Genomic DNA, 17,362 nt, shown 5'->3' with positions numbered 1-17,362 from the left:
TGCGCGAGCGGCCGGTGAGCCCGGACGGCTCATCAGTCGCTGCGCGCCAGCAAATCGCCGTCCGGGCTCACCGGCCGCTCGCGCGTATGCGCTCCTATCTGACCATGGCTACACCCTTGATCTGGGCGTAGACCTGCAGGTCCCTGGTGATGCCCAGGCGCTGGCAGGACAGGCGGCTGATGCGAGAGAGCATGCGGGTCTGCTCACCCAGGCGAAGGCCGATGAGGACCTGGCCTGGTCCGTCATCGCTGATGTCGGTGATGGTGGCGGGCAGGATGTTCAGGACGCTGGTCTGTTCGGGCTTGACCAGTGACAGACTCACGTCGCGGGCCTGGATGCGGACCCGCACGGGTGTGCGCTCAGGCAGGGGCTTGGTGCGGGTCTGGGGCAGGAGCAGGGTGCCGCCATCGAACCGCAGTTCACACAGGCCAGAATCGCTCTGCAAACCGCAGGTGACCGCCTCGACCAAGGCGGCGGCGCTGTCGCCGTGGGCCAGGGGCAGGTCGGCGCGGGCCATGAGCTCGACCGCAGATCCCTGAGCCTGCACTCGACCTTCCTTTAGCAGCACCATGTGATCGGCCAACCGGGCGGCCTCGTCGATGGAGTGGGTCACGTAGACCACGGGGATGTCCAGCCCTTCATGCAACTGCTCCAGCCAGGGCAGGATTTCGGCCTTGCGGGCGGCGTCCAGAGCGGCCAGTGGTTCGTCCATCAGCAACAGGGTGGGGCTGGTGGCCAGGGCGCGGGCGATGGCCACGCGTTGGCGTTCGCCTCCCGATAGTTCGTGCGGGTGCCGACGCAGAAGGTGGCCGATCCCCAGCAGATTCAGGCCATGGCGCCAGTCGTGGCGTCGCTGTGCGACCGGGGTTCGGTCGTGACCGAAACGCAGGTTGCCTTCCACCGTCAGGTGCGCGAACAGGCTGGCTTCCTGGAACACATAGCCGACCGAGCGGCGGTGGGTGGGCAACCAGACGCCTTGCCCACTGTCCTGCCAGGTCTGACCGCCGATGACCACCTGGGCATTGTCTGTCCGCTCCAGACCCGCCAGCACACGCAGGCAGGTGGTTTTGCCCGATCCGGATGGACCGAACAGCACGGTGATGCCGTGGCCCGGCAGTCGAAGATCCACCGCGAGTTCAAAGTCCGGGCGCTTCAGCCTGGCCCGTAGGACAAGCTCACTGGTCGCGGTCATCATGCCATCGCCTTCCTGGCCTGGCGGGCGTTGTAGACCTGCAGTGTGAGCAGCACCACGAACGCAAACACCAGCATGACGGCGGCCAGGCGGTGAGCGTCGGCGTACTCCAGTGCTTCCACATGGTCAAAGATCTGCACCGACACCACGCGGGTAACCCCGGGAATGTTGCCGCCCACCATCAGGACGACGCCAAACTCGCCCACCGTGTGGGCGAAGCTCATGATGCAGCCGGTGACGATGCCCGGCCGGCAGAGCGGCAGCACCACATGAAAAAAGCGGTCCAGAGGGGAGGCGCGCAGCGTGGCAGCGGCTTCCAGCGGACGAGACCCCAGCGCCTGCATGCTGCTGAGAATCGGCTGCACCATGAAGGGCAGTGAGTAGAACACCGAGGCCACGACCAGCCCGGCGAAGGTGAACGGCAAGGTGGGCAGGCCCAGGGCCAGCATCCACTGCCCGACCGGACCATGGGGCCCCATCACCACCAGCAGGTAGAAACCCAGCACCGAGGGAGGCAGCACCAGTGGCAGCGACACCAGGGCCCCCACGGGCTTGGCGATCCATGCCTTCGAACGGGCCAGCCACCACGCCAGGGGCGTGCCGACCACCAGCAGAATCGCGGTGGTGATGGCGGCTACCTTGGCGGTGAGCCAGATGGCTTCCAGGTTATCGGGTGACAGGAACATGCAGGGGTGGCGAGGGACTCAGATATCGTAGCCGTAGGAGCGGATCAGATCCTTGATGTTGGGGCTGCGCAGCAGATCGACCAGGGCCTGGGCGGCCTCGTTGTTCTCGCCGCGCTTGAGGATCACCGCGTCCTGACGGATCGGGTTGTACAGGGCCTGCGGAATGACCCACACCGATCCTTCCTTGAGTTTGCCGCCCTCAAGCGCCTGGGACATGGCCACAAACCCGACATCCGCGTTGCCGGTTTTCACGAAATTGAAGGCCTGGCCGATGCTCTCACCCTGAACCAGTTTGGGCTGCAGCGTGGCCTGAACGCCCAGCTTGTTCATGACCTCGACGGCAGCCGCTCCGTAGGGGGCTGACTTGGGGTTGGCGAAAGACACCTTGCCCAGATCGGGCGCCTTCAGGATCTCGCCCCTGTCGTCCACGCGGCCCGCCCGCAAAGACCACAGCACGAGCTTGCCGGTGGCGTAGGTGAAACGGCTGCCGGGCTTGATCAGGCCTTCTTTCTCAAGCATCGCCGGTCGCTCGGTGTCGGCGGCCAGGAAAACATCAAACGGCGCGCCGTTCCTGATCTGGGTGTAGAAGCCACCCGTCGGGCCCAGGGAGATGCGAATGGTGTGTCCGGTGGTCTTCTCCAGCACGGTAGCAATCGCCTTGATTGGCTCGGCAAAATTGGCGGCCACCGCGACCTGGGCTTCGGCGGCCCAGGTGAGTGCAGGCGCAAAGGATGCCAGGACGACGGCGGCTATCAGGTGAAGGCGGTGACGCATGAGCGGTCTCCTGTGCGATGGATCCCGGTGGTAACGGTCATCGCTGTTCAAAAATGGAATAGCGAGTGTAGCAAAGGACACTGATGCCCACAGTGCACATGTGGAGCATGGAACAATAGACCATCATGAAGCGAGTTCCCACGCTGTCGGCCGCCACCGGGCCCGATACCCTGCACCAGGCCCTTGGCCATGCCATCAGCGACAAGCGCCTGGAGGTGTTGCGGCGCATCAGCGTGTCGGGCTCGATCTCGCAGGCAGCCCGTGAGGTTGGCATCAGCTACAAGGCAGCCTGGCAGGCCATCGACACCCTCACCAGCCTGAGCGGCACACCGCTGGTCGAGCGGACGGTGGGGGGTAGCGGGGGTGGGGGCGCACGCATCACGGAAGAGGGACGGCGCTTGCTGGTGCTGGCTGACGAACTGGCCCAGGCGAGGGATGCGGTCCTGGCCCGTCACGCTGGTGCGGGCGCGTCCGCCTCCACGGGGGCCGGGCTCGGGGTGCAGACCAGCATGCGCAACCAGTTGCCCGCTCGGGTCAGTGGGGTGCAGTCGCTGGCTCAGGAGGATCCCCTGGTGCTGGTTCGCCTGTGCCTGGAAGACGGGCAGGAGCTGACCTCATCGATCACCCGAGAGAGCGCGGATCTGTTGGGCTTGCGGGTGGATTTGCCGGTGCTGCTGCTGTGCAAGGCGACGGCTGTGGAGGTGGCTGACCAGATGCCGGATCTGAGTGCCGGACAGTGCCACTTGAGCGGCAAGGTATTGCGTATTGCCCGGGGGGCGAAGCGGGACGAGGTGACGCTGGCGCTGGACGGGGGAGGAACCTGGGTCGGCTTTGCGGCCAGGCCGTTTGGCTGTCGAAGGGGCCAGCGCGCTTTTGCCCTCATGGCGAGCAGCGCGCTGGTCATTGCACTCGATCCTCATCAATCCTGACCCGGTTCAGGGTGTTTCCTTCTGACGAACTGGCGCAGCCATCCCATTCCTGAACAATCTGACTCTGTGGGCATGTGGCACCAGCAGGCTGCAGATATCGCCCCACCGGAGACAGACGATGCCCCCACTCCCTGCATTTCCCCTGCGGTGCCTGACCCTTGCCATCAGCATGACCGTGGCGGGTATGGCCAACGCACAGACCTTGCAGGAGGTCGTTGTCAGCGCCTCTCGCCAGGAACAGCAGAGCTTTGACGTGCCGGCCTCGGTGCAGGCGGTTGGCCTGACCGCCATCGAGGCCGCCGGCCCTCGCGTCAACCTGTCCGAGGTGATGACCCGCGTGCCGGGCATTGCCGTGCTCAATCGCCAGAACTACGCGCAGGACCTTCAGCTGTCGATCCGGGGTTCTGGTGCGCGATCTCCTTTTGGCATTCGCGGCGCGCGCCTGATCGTCGATGGCATTCCGGCCACCATGCCCGACGGGCAGAGCCAGGCGTCGACCATCAGCCTGCCTTCGGCGCAGCGCATCGAGGTGCTGCGCGGTCCGCTGGCACAGCTGTATGGCAATTCGGCGGGCGGTGTGCTTCAGGTTTTCACCGCCGATGGTCCGGATAAGCCCGAGGTCCGCTTCAGCGTGGACGCAGGCGCCGACCGGCTGCGCCGCTACGGCCTGCAGGCGGCGGGGCAGAGCGGTTCATTGAACTACGTGATCGATCACAGCGACTTTTCGACCAACGGCTGGCGGGCCAACAGCGCGGCCAAGCGGCAGCACACCAATGCCAAGCTGAGATGGGCGTCCAGCCAGGACACGAGATTCACCCTGGTGGCCAACGTCTTTGAGCAGCCCGAGTCGGGTGACCCGCTGGGACTGACGCGTGAGCAGTTCGAGGCCGATCCGCGCCAGGCGGTCACGAACTCGACGCTCTACCGGGCTGGCAAGGAGGTGTCACAGAACCAGCTGGGTCTGGTGGCGGAACACCGGCTTGACGACCGCAGCGAGGTTTCAGCGCGGGTGTACGCGGGCGAGCGGGACCTGGACAACCGACTCTCTATTCCGCTCTTCGCGCAGCTTTCGCCCACGGCGGCCGGCGGCATCGTGCAGTTGGACCGTCGTTACAGTGGCACCGGACTGCGATGGTCTCGCCGCATCGCGGCCGGAGAAGGGGAAGTGCGCCTGACCACAGGGTTGGATCTGGAGCGCATAAGCGAGCGCCGTCGCGGCTTCATCAACAACCTGGGCGAGCGGGGCGAACTCAAGCGGGATGAGGACGACAGTGTCGACAGCACAGGCGTCTATGTGCAGGGCGACTGGTTCATCAACGAGGCCTGGAGCGCCGTGGCAGGACTGCGTGCCAACCGGGTGGATTTCCGGATCAGGGATTTCTTTGTGCGCCCGGGCAATCCTGACGACAGTGGTCAGGTGAGCTTCAGCGCCACCAACCCGGTGATCGGCCTCACGCGCCACCTGGGGTCAGATCTCAATGTGTATGCCAACATCGGTCGCGGCTTCGAGACGCCGACGCTCACCGAGATCGCCTACACGGGCAACGGCAGCGGGCCCAACCTCCAATTGAAGGCGGCGCGAAGCACGCATGCGGAGTTGGGTGTGAAGACCCGGCTGGGTGAGGGCCAACGCCTGGATGTTGCGCTGTTCCACATTGCCACGTCTGACGAGATCGTGGTGGCCACCAGCAGCGGTGGACGTACGGTCTATACCAACGCCGGCAGGACCAGCCGGGCGGGCGTGGAGGTGACCCACAGCGCCCAATGGTCTCCCGAGTGGAGCAGCCACCTGGCGTTTTCCACGCTCAATGCCCGCTTTGACCAGTCGTTCACGAGTCGTGGAGGCTCCACGCTGCTCAAGGGCAACCGGATTCCGGGCACGCCCGATCGCCTGTTCTTCGGCGAGCTGGCGTGGCAGCCGCGTGCATGGGCTGGTTTCACGGCCGCGCTGGAGATGGTGCACCGCGGTTCGATGGTGGTGGATGATCTCAACAGCGACCGGACAGAGGCGGCCACGCTGCTCAACCTGCGGCTGGGCTGGGAGCAGCGCGTGGGCGCCTGGCACTTGCGCGAATACCTGCGCATCGACAACCTGGCGGACAAGGCCAGCATTGGCTCGGTGATTGCCAACGATGGCAACCGGCGGTTTTTCGAGCCGGCACCCGGCAGGCAATGGGGTCTCGGTGTGGTCGCGGTCTATGCCTTTTGACCGTCCACCCTCATTTATTTCGCCCCTGCTGCGTTCTGAGTTTGCGGTAGATCGTGGCCCGGCTGATTCCCAGCGCACGAGCCGCCTGTATCACGTTGCCTCTGGCGTCTTCCACCGCTTTCCGGATCATGGCCTCTTCAAGGTCGCGCAAGGGAACGCCAGGAGAGGTGGTCGACGATGTTGGGGAGCTCCCCGCTTGCACCTGACCGTGAAGGCGGCAAAGAACCTGCAGCCGTAGACCGGACCAGACGGGCACTTCGAAGGGCCCCCGCTGGTGCGCTGCGGCATCGAAAAGCACATGGGTGCCTGTTGCGAAAAGTGTGGCGGCGTCGACTTGCCATTGGCCTTGCGGCAGTCCCAGCATCTGCGCTGCCGGCGGATTCATGCCTGTAATGCGTCCATCTGAGTCCAGACAAACCAGTCCGTCGTCGTCATTGCCCGGGACACGGCCCGGCCACGTGAGCCGAACGAGCAGCGCATGCGGTTGCGCCATGGTGAGCGTGTTTTCGATGTTTCTTGCGGCATGGGTGACCAGATGCCTCAGCGCGGGTTGCTCCTGTGCATTGACACCCGTCAGGTCCAGCATGCCGGCGCACTGTCCGTCGGGTCCCAGAATGGGAGCGCCCGCGCAGCTGAACACGGAGGTGTCGGCGAAGAAGTGCTCGCCACGGTGCAGCCAGACGGGTTCGCGTTCCGTCAGTGCGGTACCGATGGCCGTCGTACCCACTGCCGCCTCCGACAGATCGACACCCACACGCGCGATGCCGGCGGCGTTTCGGTCGGTGCGATCGACGGGTCCGTTGACATCGATGACCCTGCCGTTGGCGTCGGTCAGGATGGCAAAGTAGCGGGTGTGGAGCATGGCGCGCGACAGCGAGCGGATGGCTGGTGCGGCTGCTTCTATCAGATGACGATTGGCCTCGAGCAGATCGCGAATTCGCGATGCCGGTACGGCGTCGAACACCACACGATCGCCAGGATTCTTTCCCTGGGCGAGACAGCGGCGCCAAGATCGCTCGATGGGTCCAGCCAGCCAGGGGGCAGCGCTCTCATCGCCTTGATTGAGCAGGGCCTCTCTGGCCCGTTCAATGAGCGAAAGGCGGATATCCGGCGATGTGGCTGAGTTCATAGGTTGGACCAACGTGGCACACAGGGTATCCCAGGTGGGGCTGTCGAGGCCCTCTTTTTAGCAGACCGACGGGATCTGCTGTTGGTCATCGCGACATGCCCGAGGCGATCTCTGGAGCGATTCCGGTGCGTGCTTGTGAGCAATTCGCATCTTGTCTCAAGCTGAGACTTTCTGGCGCTCTCTCATCAAGTTCGGGGTTAACCCTTAACGCCGGGAAGTCGGCCTTGGCAACAATGTTATGCATCCACGAACATAAGCCCCACGAAGCCGTGTGCGTGGTTCCCCAACCGGAGACACACATGCAGAAAACACTCCACATCAACGCCGACAAGTGCACCGGATGCCTCCAGTGCGAGATGGCCTGCTCCTTCGAGAATTACGGCACCTATGCCACCTCGAAGTCGCGCATCAAGGTCTTTGACTTCCACCACACCGGCAAGAAGGTGCCTTACACCTGCACCCAGTGCGATGAAGCCTGGTGCCTGCATGCCTGCCCGGTGGAGGCCATCACGGTGGACAAGATGACCGGCGCCAAAGTGGTCAACGAAACCACCTGCGTGGGCTGCAAGGTCTGCACCATCAGCTGCCCCTTCGGCACCATCAACTACGTCCAGGAAACCGGCAAGGTCCAGAAGTGCGACCTGTGTGGCGGCGACCCGGCCTGTGCCGACGCCTGCCCGACCGGCGCCATCACCTTTGTGGACGCCAACTGGACCGGCATCGACAAGATGAAGCAGTGGGCCGACAAGCTGGGTAACCAGCCTGCTGCCGCCTGATCACGACGCGAACACAAGGAGACCTCACATGTCCTGGGCTGGAAAAATCCTCCGCGTCAATCTGACCGCGGGCACCGTCAAGTCCGAACCGCTGAACATGGAGTGGGCCCGTGCCTACCTCGGTTCACGCGGTCTGGCTGCCAAGTACCTCACCACCGAGATCGACCCCAAGGTCGATCCGCTGTCTCCGGAGAACAAGATCATCTGGGCGACGGGCCCGCTGACCGGCACCATGGCCTCCACCGGCGGCCGCTACACCGTCACCACCAAGGGCCCGCTGACCGGCGCCATCGCCTGCTCCAACTCGGGCGGCTACTGGGGTGCCGAGCTCAAGATGGCCGGCTGGGACATGATCATCTTCGAGGGCAAGTCACCCAAGCCGGTGTACCTGTACATCAACGACGATGTGGCCGAGCTGCGCGATGCCTCCCACCTGTGGGGGCAGAGCGTGTGGAAGACTGAAGAAGCCCTCAAGACCAGCCTGCAGGATCCGCTGCTTCGTGTGTCCAGCATCGGCAAGTCCGGTGAAGTCGGCGTGCTGTACGCGGCGGTGGTCAACGACCTGCACCGTGCGGCCGGCCGCTCGGGCGTGGGCACGGTCATGGGCAGCAAGAACCTCAAGGCGATTGCCGTTCGCGGCACCAAGGGCGTGGGTAACATCCGTGACCCCAAGGCCTTCATGGCCGCGACCAAGGCCGCCAAGAAGGTGCTGGCCGACAACGCCGTCACCGGCCAGGGTCTGCCCACCTACGGCACCCAGGTGCTGATGAACGTGATCAACGAGGTGGGCGCGCTGCCCACCCGCAACCACCGCGATGTCCAGTTCGAGGGCGCCAAGGACATCTCGGCCGAAGCCATGGCCACGCCACGGGCCACCGACGGCAAGAAGCACCTGGTGACCAATCAGGCCTGCTTCGGTTGCACGATTGCCTGCGGCCGCATCAGCAAGATCGACGAAAGCCACTTCTCAGTGGCCAACAAGCCCGAGTACTGGGGCGCTTCCGGCGGTCTGGAATACGAGGCTGCCTGGGCCCTGGGCGCGGCCAACGGGGTCAACGATCTGGAGGCCCTGCAGTTCGCCAACCTGATCTGCAATGAAGAGGGCATGGACCCGATCAGCTTCGGCGCCACCATCGGTGCGGTGATGGAACTGTACGAGATGGGTGTGCTGACCAAGGAGCAGATCGGTATCGAGGCACCGTTCGGTTCGGCCAAGGCCCTGTGTGAGCTGGCCGTCATGACCGCCCGCGGCGAAGGCTTCGGCAAGGAGATTGGCCTGGGCTCCAAGCGACTGACCGCGAAGTATGGGCACCCCGACCTTTCCATGAGTGTCAAGGGTCAGGAGTTCCCGGCCTACGATGGCCGCGTGGTGCAGGGCATCGGTCTGGCCTACGCCACCTCCAACCGTGGCGCTTGCCACCTGCGCGGCTACACCATCGCTTCTGAAGTGCTGGGGATCCCGGTCAAGACCGAGCCCACCGAGCACAATGGCAAGCCCGAACTGGTCAAGGCCTTCCAGGATGCGACCGCTGCTTTCGACTCGGCCGGTGTCTGCGTGTTCACCAGCTTCGCCTGGACCCTGGCCGACGTGGCCCCGCAGGTGCAGGCCGCCTGCGGCGAGGAGTTCACCATGGAACACCTCAACCACATCGGTGAGCGCATCTGGAACATGGAGCGCGAGTTCAACAACGCGGCCGGCTTCACCAAGGCCGACGACAACCTGCCCAAGCGCCTGCTGACCGAGGCCGCCAAGACCGGTCCAGGCAAGGGTGTGGTGAGCAAGCTGCCCGAGATGCTGCCCAAGTACTACGAGGCGCGCGGCTGGGACAGCGAAGGCCGTCCCACCGCAGAGACCAAGGCCCGCCTCGGTCTCTGATCCTTCACCACGGGACTGAGTGCATGAAGAAGCGGTCCCTGTGACCGCTTCTTTTTTTGCAGTTTGGAGAACAGAACATGACCCACCACGTCATCCTCGGCGCCGGCCCTGCTGGCGTCATTGCGGCCGAGACCATCCGCAAGCACGCGCCCCGCGACACCATCACCCTTATCGGTGACGAGAACGAGGCCCCGTACTCGCGCATGGCCATTCCCTACCTGCTGATCGGCAAGGTGGGCGAGGAGGGTACCCACCTGCGCCACACACCGGGGCACTTTGAATCGCTCAACATCACCGTGCGCCGCGGGGTTCGAGCCAAGGTGGTCGATTCGGCCCAGCGGACCATTCAGCTGAGCGACGGCAACACCATCGGTTTCGACACCTTGCTGATCGCCACTGGTTCGTCGCCCGCCACGCCACCGATCCCCGGCATCAACGGCCCTGGTGTGCACAGCTGCTGGACCTTGGCGGACGCCCGCGCGATTGCCAACCTCGCCAAGCCGGGGGCCAAGGTGTTGCAGATGGGCGCCGGCTTCATCGGCTGCATCATCATGGAAGCGCTGCAACAGCGCGGCGTGGAGCTGTCGGTCGTGGAAATGGGCGACCGCATGGTGCCGCGCATGATGGGACCAGCGGCAGGGGGCATGATCAAGGACTGGTGCGTGGCCAAGGGGGTGAAGGTGTTCACAGGCGCCCGGGTCGAGGCCATTGAACGTGGCGCATCCGCAGATACAGGCCTGGCCGGCAAGATTGCCGAGGTGGTCGGCATCGGACAAAGCAGCATGCCTACCGGCCGCATGACGGTGCGGCTGTCCACCGGTGACAGTCTGGAGGCCGATCTGGTGATCAGCGCCACCGGGGTGCGACCCAACATCGGTTTCCTGGAGAACTCGGGTGTGCGCTGCCTGGTGGGCGTGCTCACCGATGCGGGCATGCAGACCAACGTGCCCGGCATTTATGCGGCGGGTGACTGCGCCGAGGCCTTCGACAAGGTCAGCGGCAAGACCATCGTCAGTGCCATCCAGCCCAATGCGGCCGAACAGGCGCGTGTGGCGGCGCTGAACATGGTCGGCCAGAAGGCCGAGCTCAAGGGCGTGACGCAGATCAACGTGCTCGATACCCTGGGCCTGATTTCCAGCAGCTTCGGCAACTGGGAGGGCCTGCCAGGGGGCGAGCATGTGGAACTGACCGACAAGGCCAACCACAGGCACCTTAGCCTGCAGTTCCATGGCGACCAGATGGTCGGCTGCAACAGTGTGGGCTGGACCGAGCATGTGGGGGTGATGCGCGGCCTGGTCGAAGGGCAGGTGCATCTGGGTGAGTGGAAGGACAAGCTGCTGGCCGATCCGACGAAGCTGATGGACGCTTACCTGTCCGCCGCACAGGGTCAAGGCCACTGGAGTGGTGCGGCCGATGATCGCCGCCGAGGATGACGCCCCCACGCTCCGCCGCTGCGCGGGTCGCTGCCCCCCGAGGGGGCTGATCCGCCTTGGGGCGGCCCGGCGGCGGATCGATCGATAAATACTCCTCCCTATGAAGATCACCTTCAAGCTGTTCGCCACACTCACCGACTATTTGCCGCCCGAGGCGCGCCGCAGCAATCAGGTCGACCTGGAGGTGGCGGCGGATGCCTCCATCAGCCAGATCATCGAACCCTTCGGCCTGCCGCCGAAGCTGGTTCATCTGGTGCTGGTCAATGGCAAGTACATTGCGCCCGAACTGCGCATGAGCACCACACTGGTTGAGGGCGATGTGCTGGCCATCTGGCCGCCGATTGCCGGCGGCTGAAGCGTCCTTGGACATTCTGAAAGCGTCCGGTGCAATCCTTCTACCCCGCATCCTTTGAGCGCGACATGGGCACCAGCGAATCCGAATGGAAGGCTGCCTTGCCGCGAGCCATCGGTTCGCAGGTGCGATGGCGCTGGGAGGGCGCGCGTCAGGCGGTGATCGATCTGCCGCCCGGGCGCTTGACCCTCACCTGGGAGCCGCTGCCCGATCGCCGCATTGCGTTGCTGGTGATGAAGCGTTTGCTGGTGCGCTTCGAATTTGAAGCCGTGGATGACGCGGCCCGCCTCGCCTTCATGAAGCCGTTTGACCTCACGCTGCAGCGCGGCGGGGGGTGATGTTCAGCTGCGCGCTGTTTGGCCAGACATCCAGCCCATCGCGGCATAGGTGAGGATCGTGGTGGCCACAGCACCGACACCATAAACCAGCGCGATCAGGAACCAGTCGGCCGGACCACCCGCATCCGTGAAACCGGATGACGACACCTGGGCCATGATCACCAAAGCCACGATGCCGCCCAGCAGGCCGAGCAGTTCCGCACGCACCAGCCGGCGCGAGACGATGCCGCGGTCACGCACCAGCAGACCCACGAAGGCCGCCACGGCCAGGGCCGCCACGATCAGCATCACCCACAGCATGGGCCCCAGCATTTCCTGGAACACCGCCAGGAACACCATCGGATCTAGTTCTTTCATGTCGAGTCTCCTTTTGTGCTGATCGTCAGGCGCGGCCGCGCAGCATGCTGATGTAGGTGGGCTTCAAAGCCATGGTTTTCATGACCCAGCTGATCCACAACTCTTCCAGCGGTGCGATCACCCCCGGGAAGGACATGATCAGGTTGTCCTTGTAGTCGAACTCGATGAGCATGGCCTGTCCCAGCCGGGTGATCAGGGGACAACTGGTGTAGCCGTTGTAGACCTCCGTGGCGGCCTGGCCGCTGATGTCACCCACCAGATGGGCCACCGCCACCGGCACCTGCCATTTCACGCTGGCCGCCGTCTTGCCCTTGGGCACGCCAGCAATGTCACCCACGGCAAACACGTTGGGGTAGCGCTTGTGACGCAGTGTCTCGCGGTCCACCTCCACCCAGCCATCGGCGGCAAACGGTCCTTCGGTCCAGGGCAGTGGGCTGTTGCGCACCACTTCGGGCGCGCGCATCGGCGGCACCACGTTGATGAAGTCGTAGCCCTGCTCGGCGGTTCCGGTGGGGGTCTTGTAGGTGGCCACGCGCTTGTCCAGGTCGATGGACTGCAGCACGTGTTCGTGGTTGACCTTGACGCCGCGGTCCTGGAACAGCATGCGCACCTTCTCGGCCACGATCGGCACCCCGAACAGCGACTTGCTCTGGGCCATATAGATCAGCTCGGCCTTGCTGCGGTTGTTGCGCCGGCGCAGATGGTCGTCGGTGATGAAGGTGTACTTCAGTGGCGCACCGGCGCACTTCATTTCGCCGGCCGGTCGTCCGAACAGGGCGACGCCCCCTTTGTCTGCAAAGCCACTCATGGCCTGCCACGTGGCCGATGCCGCCTGGGGGCTGTGGTAGATGCTGCCCAGACCGTTCTGGCCAATGCGGGCGGTGTCCATGCCCTGGATGCCACCGTAGTTGAGCTCCAGACCGGTGGCCACAATCAGGAAGTCGTAGGGCAGCGATTTGCCGCCCGCGGTGACCACCTTTCTGCCCTCCGGGTCGATCTCGGCGACCTTGTCGGCCACCCATTCGACCCCCTTGGGCACATAGTCACCTGTGCCCGATACCACGTAGTTCTGGGGCTTGATGCCGGCCGCCACTAGGGTGAATCCCGGCTGGTAATAGTGTTCCTTTCGGGCATCCACGATGGTGATGCTGGCGCCCTCCAGCAGCGTGGACAGGCGGGAGGCTGCGGTCAGCCCGGCAGCGCCGCCGCCCGCAATCACGATGCGCGCCTGCGTCTTGACCGCTGCCGAGGCTGGCAGAGGTGCGCTGGCTGCCGCACCCAGCAGAGGCAAAGCCCCAAGGCCCGCCAGGAAACGGCGGCGATCCCGGGTCGGTGAAGCCTGCAGCGCATCGCGCAGGTGCTGGGCGGGTGTCTTCATGGTCGTCTCCTTGGCATTCTGGTCAAATGCTGCTATGGTCTGAATACCCCATGGGGTACATTCATATTGAACCGAATCGGCAGCACGGACATTGAGAAATGTCAAGCTGTGGATTCGTCGACCCTGATCACCCACCGCAGGAGCATCCTCATGAGCAGCGAGTCATCCAAGGCTGTCACCATCACCCGCCAGTCGGGTTACCAGTTCCTGGTGGATTTCGGACCGGACATCCCCACCCTGCTGGCCGACGAACCCTCTCCGCTGGGGCAGGGCGCCGGCCCTGCACCCGATCACATGCTGCTGGCGGCCGTGGCCAACTGCCTGAGCGCCAGTCTGCTCTTTGCCTTGCAGAAGTTCAAACAGGACCCGGGTGCGCTCAAGGCCACAGCCACCCCGGTGATGGGTCGCAACGAGGCCAAGCGCCTGCGCATCGAGCGCATTGACGTGGCGATCGAACTGGGGCGCCCGGCCGCGGAACTGGAGCACATCGACCGTGTGCTGGCCCAGTTCGAGGACTTCTGCACCGTGTCGATGAGCGTGCGTCAGGGCATTCCCATCGGCGTCCGGGTGCAGGATGGCGCCGGGGCGGTCATCAAGGGCTGACCGCGCTCCTGATCAGGTGGTCGGAGGAAACCAACCGCCTGCCATCCTCATACCCAGCAGGGTCAGGGCCAGCGACCCGATCAGGTGCAACCCCGCAGTGCCAAAAGCCAGCAGATAGCGACCATGCTGAAGCATGGCCACCACCTCGACGGAAAAAGTCGAGAACGTGGTCAGTGCGCCGAGAAAGCCGGTCACGATGGCCAGACGCCAGGCCGGATCCAGCTGGGTGTGCGTCTGGAAGAAGATCACCGCCACGCCGATGCACCAGGCACCCACCCAGTTGGCCGCCAGGGTGCCCCAGGGCAGCAGGGCGGATCCCTGGTTCAGCCACAGGCCCAGCTGCCACCGGGCCAGGGCGCCGGCGCTGGCACCGATGCAGATCGCGACGATGGTCAGCATGGTGGTGGCTCCTCAGCCGGATCGCTCAGAACGGGGGCGTGTCATCGGCCGTGGCGGCTTCAGGCACGGCCGCCTTGCCCACGGTCACCGTACCGCTGCCGACCGGCCGAGAACCTGGCGCGGCGTTGGCCGCCGCCGACTGGCTGGCGGCCGTGACGGTATCGGGCGAGAGCTCACCGCCCAGCGCTTCGATCAGCGCGGGAATCATCTGGCGCAGCTCACCGGTGGACAGGGCCACATCCGTGTCGAACGGGTCTTCATCGCTGCCGGCAGGGCGGTCGTCGAACACGCCCTCCAGAAAAGACACCTTCTTGAGCTGCATCGATTCGGTCATGACGAAGCCAATGCGGCCTTCCCAGCTCAGCGCCAGGCGGCTGGGCAGCTTGCCCTCGGTGATGTGCTTGCGCACCTCGTCGGTCAGCAGGTGGTGGCGGGTGAACTTGACGACCGATTTCTCCTCGTCGTGCGACTTGAGTTCGCACTCCCGTTCGACCGAGATGCCTTGCGGCCACTCGTCGGACGACTCGGCCATGAGCCACTGGGTCATGGCCGTTTGCGGCGTCATGGCTGTGTTCAGCAGGGCCAGCGCCAGGCCGTCGAAGGCCCGCACCAGCGCGCTGATGATTTCGTCGTTTTTGCCCTGGCTGCCCGCATCGGTCACCAGCCAGCCATTCTCCAGATCGATCCATACCCATACCTGGCTCTGGCGGGCAAAGGCCTGCGGCAGCAGCGCCAGCAGCGCGTCTTCCCTCAGGGCCTTGGTTTCCTTCTTGCCAGGCTTGCGGCCGGTGGTGGCCTCGATGTGGTCGGCGGCCTCTTGGGCCTTCTTCCTGACCACGGCGCCAGGCACGGCCTTGCTTTCGATCATGAAGCGCAGGATGCGCTGGCCGTTGACCGATTCCACCAGCGGGCCATGGGCCTGTCCACGTGGTTCGATCCAGCCAAAAGACTTGTCCTGGGTGGCCCCGCAGGGGCTGAAGCGGGCAGCGTCCAGCGCCGCCTCCATCTCGTCGATCGTCGGCGCCCAGCCGGGCTGCAGACGGTAAAGGGTCACATTCTTGAACACGGGTACCTATCCGGAAAAAACGCCCTGTCACCGGTCGGCGGCAGGGCGTCCATCTTAGAGGATGCGCGGATCACATCCGGGAGGGCAGCCAGGTCACCAGGCCGGGGAACCACCACAGCAGCAGCAGGGCCAGCACCATCAGTCCGAAATAGGGCGCACAGACCCTGGCAATCCAGGTGATCTCGCGCCGCGTCATGCCCTGCAGCACGAACAGGTTGAAGCCCACGGGCGGGGTGATCTGTGCCATTTCCACCACGATCACCACGAAGATACCGAACCAGATCAGGTCGATGCCCGCGGCCGTGACGGTGGGCAGGATCACGCCCATGGTCAGCACGATCATCGAGATGCCGTCCAGAAAGCAGCCCAGCAGGATGTAGAACAGGGCCAGTGCCACCAGCAGCACGCCGGGCGACAGGCCCAGGCCGCTGACGAACTCGGCGAGGTGGCGGGGCAGGCCGATGTAGCCCATCGACAGCGTCAGGAAGGCCGCGCCGGCCAGGATCAACGCGATCATGCAGTACAGCCGGGTGGCGCCCAGCAGCGAGGCGACGAAGGTGCTGCGGTTGAGCGAACCCTGGGCCGCCGACAGGATCAGCGCCCCCACGACCCCGATGGCCGCCGCCTCGGTGGCCGTGGCAATACCGGTGTAGATGGAGCCGATGACCCCGCCGATGAGCAGGACCACTGGAATCAGGTGGCGCGATTCCGCCAGCTTCTGGGCCAAGCTCATGTCGGCATCGGCCTTGGGAACCTTGGCGGGATTGAGCAGGGCCCAGATCATCAGGTGACCACTGAACAGTGCAGCCAGCATCAGGCCCGGCAGAACACCGCCGACGAACAGTTTGGCGATCGACACCTCGGCGGCCACGCCATAGACGATCATGATGATCGAAGGAGGAATCAGCAGGCCCAGGGTGCTGGCGCCCCCCAGGGAGCCGACGACCTTCTCGGCCGGATAGCCGCGCTTGGACAGCTCCGGGATGGTCATCTTGCCGATGGTGGCGCAGGTGGCGGCCGACGATCCGGATACGGCAGCAAAGATGGTGCTGCCCAGGATGTTGGTGTGCAGCAGACGGCCCGGCAGCGCATTCACCCAGGGCGCCAGGCCCCGGAACATGCTCTCGGACAGCTTGGTGCGAAACAGGATTTCTCCCATCCACACGAACAGGGGCAGGGCGGTCAGCGTCCAGCTGCTGGCCGATCCCCAGATGGTGATGGCCATGGCATCGCCGGCCGGGCGTGACGAAAACAGCTCCATCCCGATCCAGGCCACACCGGCCAGCGTCAGTCCGATCCAGACGCCGCTGCCCAACAGCAGAAACAGCGCAACGATCAGCAGCGAGGTGACAAGGATCTCATTCATGGCGGGTATCCGATCCGGCACGGGCGCGACGACCCTGCATCTCCAGGATCCATTCGTCGACGAAGGCAATGAAGAGCACCGTGCAACCAATGCCCATCAGGATCTGGGGAATCCACAGCGGCGTGGCGTCGTTGCCGGTGGAAATGTCGTGAAATTCGTGCGACTGCCATGCCAGCCGCCAGGCATAGAAGGCCAGCAGTCCCGACAGCAGGGTCGCCACACCCAACGCCCACATCTCCATGCCGCGCCGCGCCCCACCAGTCAGTTTGCCGATGATCAGCGTGACACGGATGTGTTCGTTGGATTTGAGCGTGTGCGCCAGCGCCAGAAAACCGGCGCCCGCCATGGCGTAGCCTGCGTAGGCGTCGGTGCCCGGCACGTGAAAGCCGGCCACCCGGCTGATGATCGACAGCAGGACCATCGCCAGCACGCCGATCATGAAGAGGGCGGCCAGCCAGGCCGAGCCCGTGTAAAGGGAATCGAGCAGCTTGCGCATGCA

General features: G+C 64.8%; 18 protein-coding genes. 8 read left to right on the top strand and 10 right to left on the bottom strand.

Annotated features, from left to right (window positions below):
- Positions 1 to 94 precede the first annotated feature (94 nt).
- Genes modC through modA form a run of 3 tightly spaced genes read right to left on the bottom strand, consistent with a single transcriptional unit; the run spans position 95 to position 2,652 of the window.
- Positions 95 to 1,192 (bottom strand): molybdenum ABC transporter ATP-binding protein, encoded by a 1,098-nt coding sequence (gene modC / locus ACFQNJ_RS02290; protein ID WP_382253630.1) that lies wholly within the window; start codon positions 1,190 to 1,192, stop codon positions 95 to 97.
- Positions 1,192 to 1,878, bottom strand: a complete 687-nt coding sequence (modB, locus tag ACFQNJ_RS02285) for a molybdate ABC transporter permease subunit (protein ID WP_382253500.1) — start codon at positions 1,876 to 1,878, stop codon at positions 1,192 to 1,194. Before modB ends, modC begins: the two co-directional genes overlap by 1 nt.
- 18 nt (positions 1,879 to 1,896) lie before the next feature.
- On the bottom strand, positions 1,897 to 2,652 hold the full coding sequence (gene modA / locus ACFQNJ_RS02280) for a molybdate ABC transporter substrate-binding protein (RefSeq protein WP_382253498.1): 756 nt from the start codon (positions 2,650 to 2,652) through the stop codon (positions 1,897 to 1,899).
- Between the two features lie 125 nt (positions 2,653 to 2,777).
- Between modA and ACFQNJ_RS02275 the strand changes: the two genes are divergently transcribed.
- Together ACFQNJ_RS02275 and ACFQNJ_RS02270 are read left to right on the top strand one after the other, a co-directional pair.
- Positions 2,778 to 3,581, top strand: coding sequence for a TOBE domain-containing protein (locus ACFQNJ_RS02275; RefSeq protein WP_382253496.1), 804 nt, complete (start codon positions 2,778 to 2,780; stop codon positions 3,579 to 3,581).
- 118 nt (positions 3,582 to 3,699) lie between these two features.
- Positions 3,700 to 5,790 carry a TonB-dependent receptor family protein gene (locus ACFQNJ_RS02270; protein WP_382253494.1) on the top strand — a complete coding sequence of 697 codons (2,091 nt, stop codon included), beginning with the start codon at positions 3,700 to 3,702 and terminating at the stop codon, positions 5,788 to 5,790.
- Between the two features lie 10 nt (positions 5,791 to 5,800).
- Here the strand turns inward: ACFQNJ_RS02270 and ACFQNJ_RS02265 are convergent, their stop codons facing one another.
- Positions 5,801 to 6,919 carry a helix-turn-helix domain-containing protein gene (locus tag ACFQNJ_RS02265; protein ID WP_382253492.1) on the bottom strand — a complete coding sequence of 373 codons (1,119 nt, stop codon included), beginning with the start codon at positions 6,917 to 6,919 and terminating at the stop codon, positions 5,801 to 5,803.
- A 299-nt stretch (positions 6,920 to 7,218) separates the two neighbouring features.
- Here ACFQNJ_RS02265 and ACFQNJ_RS02260 point away from each other — a divergent pair, with 299 nt between their 5' ends.
- From ACFQNJ_RS02260 to ACFQNJ_RS02240, 5 genes are all read left to right on the top strand, one after another.
- On the top strand, positions 7,219 to 7,695 hold the full coding sequence (locus tag ACFQNJ_RS02260) for a 4Fe-4S dicluster domain-containing protein (protein ID WP_382253490.1): 477 nt from the start codon (positions 7,219 to 7,221) through the stop codon (positions 7,693 to 7,695).
- A gap of 28 nt (positions 7,696 to 7,723) precedes the next feature.
- Positions 7,724 to 9,571, top strand: coding sequence for an aldehyde ferredoxin oxidoreductase family protein (locus ACFQNJ_RS02255; protein ID WP_382253488.1), 1,848 nt, complete (start codon positions 7,724 to 7,726; stop codon positions 9,569 to 9,571).
- A 77-nt stretch (positions 9,572 to 9,648) separates the two neighbouring features.
- Entirely contained in the window at positions 9,649 to 11,004 is a 1,356-nt protein-coding gene (locus tag ACFQNJ_RS02250) for an NAD(P)/FAD-dependent oxidoreductase (RefSeq protein WP_382253486.1), read from the top strand.
- A 100-nt stretch (positions 11,005 to 11,104) separates the two neighbouring features.
- Positions 11,105 to 11,359, top strand: a complete 255-nt coding sequence (thiS, locus tag ACFQNJ_RS02245) for a sulfur carrier protein ThiS (RefSeq protein ID WP_374638842.1) — start codon at positions 11,105 to 11,107, stop codon at positions 11,357 to 11,359.
- Positions 11,360 to 11,388: 29 nt separating this feature from the next.
- The gene (locus ACFQNJ_RS02240) at positions 11,389 to 11,694 is read left to right on the top strand and encodes an SRPBCC family protein (RefSeq protein WP_382253483.1); all 306 of its coding nucleotides are present in this window, start codon (positions 11,389 to 11,391) and stop codon (positions 11,692 to 11,694) included.
- Positions 11,695 to 11,697: 3 nt separating this feature from the next.
- On the opposite strand, the gene ACFQNJ_RS02235 is transcribed toward ACFQNJ_RS02240, so the two are convergent.
- Both ACFQNJ_RS02235 and ACFQNJ_RS02230 read right to left on the bottom strand, forming a co-directional pair.
- Entirely contained in the window at positions 11,698 to 12,051 is a 354-nt protein-coding gene (locus tag ACFQNJ_RS02235) for a DUF5368 domain-containing protein (RefSeq protein WP_382253481.1), read from the bottom strand.
- A gap of 25 nt (positions 12,052 to 12,076) precedes the next feature.
- Positions 12,077 to 13,429 carry an NAD(P)/FAD-dependent oxidoreductase gene (locus tag ACFQNJ_RS02230; protein ID WP_382253479.1) on the bottom strand — a complete coding sequence of 451 codons (1,353 nt, stop codon included), beginning with the start codon at positions 13,427 to 13,429 and terminating at the stop codon, positions 12,077 to 12,079.
- A gap of 150 nt (positions 13,430 to 13,579) precedes the next feature.
- On the opposite strand from ACFQNJ_RS02230, the gene ACFQNJ_RS02225 reads away from it, so the two are divergent.
- The gene (locus ACFQNJ_RS02225) at positions 13,580 to 14,032 is read left to right on the top strand and encodes an OsmC family protein (protein ID WP_382253477.1); all 453 of its coding nucleotides are present in this window, start codon (positions 13,580 to 13,582) and stop codon (positions 14,030 to 14,032) included.
- 12 nt (positions 14,033 to 14,044) lie between these two features.
- Here the strand turns inward: ACFQNJ_RS02225 and crcB are convergent, their stop codons facing one another.
- The 4 genes from crcB to ACFQNJ_RS02205 all read right to left on the bottom strand — a co-directional run bounded on the left by crcB (position 14,045) and on the right by ACFQNJ_RS02205 (position 17,359).
- Positions 14,045 to 14,431, bottom strand: coding sequence for a fluoride efflux transporter CrcB (crcB, locus tag ACFQNJ_RS02220; protein WP_374638847.1), 387 nt, complete (start codon positions 14,429 to 14,431; stop codon positions 14,045 to 14,047).
- Positions 14,432 to 14,456: 25 nt separating this feature from the next.
- Entirely contained in the window at positions 14,457 to 15,497 is a 1,041-nt protein-coding gene (locus ACFQNJ_RS02215) for a recombination-associated protein RdgC (RefSeq protein WP_382253475.1), read from the bottom strand.
- Between the two features lie 70 nt (positions 15,498 to 15,567).
- Positions 15,568 to 16,863 (bottom strand): TRAP transporter large permease, encoded by a 1,296-nt coding sequence (locus ACFQNJ_RS02210; RefSeq protein WP_382253473.1) that lies wholly within the window; start codon positions 16,861 to 16,863, stop codon positions 15,568 to 15,570.
- Positions 16,856 to 17,359: a TRAP transporter small permease gene (locus tag ACFQNJ_RS02205; RefSeq protein WP_382253471.1), complete on the bottom strand. Its 504-nt coding sequence runs from the start codon at positions 17,357 to 17,359 to the stop codon at positions 16,856 to 16,858. The genes ACFQNJ_RS02210 and ACFQNJ_RS02205 overlap by 8 nt, the downstream gene beginning before the upstream one ends.
- Positions 17,360 to 17,362: the final 3 nt, after the last annotated feature.

Source organism: Hydrogenophaga bisanensis, from assembly GCF_042665135.1.
GTDB classification, from domain to species: domain Bacteria; phylum Pseudomonadota; class Gammaproteobacteria; order Burkholderiales; family Burkholderiaceae_C; genus Hydrogenophaga; species Hydrogenophaga bisanensis.
This window is presented reverse-complemented; position numbering and strand designations above follow the sequence as displayed.

Bases quoted from the DNA above. Each gene is read 5' to 3' on its own strand.
- ACFQNJ_RS02260 (WP_382253490.1), top strand. From the start codon at position 7,219: ATGCAGAAAACACTCCACATCAACGCCGACAAGTGCACCGGATGCCTC.
- ACFQNJ_RS02255 (WP_382253488.1), top strand. From the start codon at position 7,724: ATGTCCTGGGCTGGAAAAATCCTCCGCGTCAATCTGACCGCGGGCACC.
- modA (WP_382253498.1), bottom strand. From the start codon at position 2,652: ATGCGTCACCGCCTTCACCTGATAGCCGCCGTCGTCCTGGCATCCTTT.
- crcB (WP_374638847.1), bottom strand. From the start codon at position 14,431: ATGCTGACCATCGTCGCGATCTGCATCGGTGCCAGCGCCGGCGCCCTG.
- ACFQNJ_RS02275 (WP_382253496.1), top strand. From the start codon at position 2,778: ATGAAGCGAGTTCCCACGCTGTCGGCCGCCACCGGGCCCGATACCCTG.
- ACFQNJ_RS02235 (WP_382253481.1), bottom strand. From the start codon at position 12,051: ATGAAAGAACTAGATCCGATGGTGTTCCTGGCGGTGTTCCAGGAAATG.
- ACFQNJ_RS02230 (WP_382253479.1), bottom strand. From the start codon at position 13,429: ATGAAGACACCCGCCCAGCACCTGCGCGATGCGCTGCAGGCTTCACCG.
- thiS (WP_374638842.1), top strand. From the start codon at position 11,105: ATGAAGATCACCTTCAAGCTGTTCGCCACACTCACCGACTATTTGCCG.
- modB (WP_382253500.1), bottom strand. From the start codon at position 1,878: ATGTTCCTGTCACCCGATAACCTGGAAGCCATCTGGCTCACCGCCAAG.
- ACFQNJ_RS02205 (WP_382253471.1), bottom strand. From the start codon at position 17,359: ATGCGCAAGCTGCTCGATTCCCTTTACACGGGCTCGGCCTGGCTGGCC.
- ACFQNJ_RS02265 (WP_382253492.1), bottom strand. From the start codon at position 6,919: ATGAACTCAGCCACATCGCCGGATATCCGCCTTTCGCTCATTGAACGG.
- modC (WP_382253630.1), bottom strand. From the start codon at position 1,192: ATGACCGCGACCAGTGAGCTTGTCCTACGGGCCAGGCTGAAGCGCCCG.
- ACFQNJ_RS02270 (WP_382253494.1), top strand. From the start codon at position 3,700: ATGCCCCCACTCCCTGCATTTCCCCTGCGGTGCCTGACCCTTGCCATC.
- ACFQNJ_RS02210 (WP_382253473.1), bottom strand. From the start codon at position 16,863: ATGAATGAGATCCTTGTCACCTCGCTGCTGATCGTTGCGCTGTTTCTG.
- ACFQNJ_RS02225 (WP_382253477.1), top strand. From the start codon at position 13,580: ATGAGCAGCGAGTCATCCAAGGCTGTCACCATCACCCGCCAGTCGGGT.
- ACFQNJ_RS02250 (WP_382253486.1), top strand. From the start codon at position 9,649: ATGACCCACCACGTCATCCTCGGCGCCGGCCCTGCTGGCGTCATTGCG.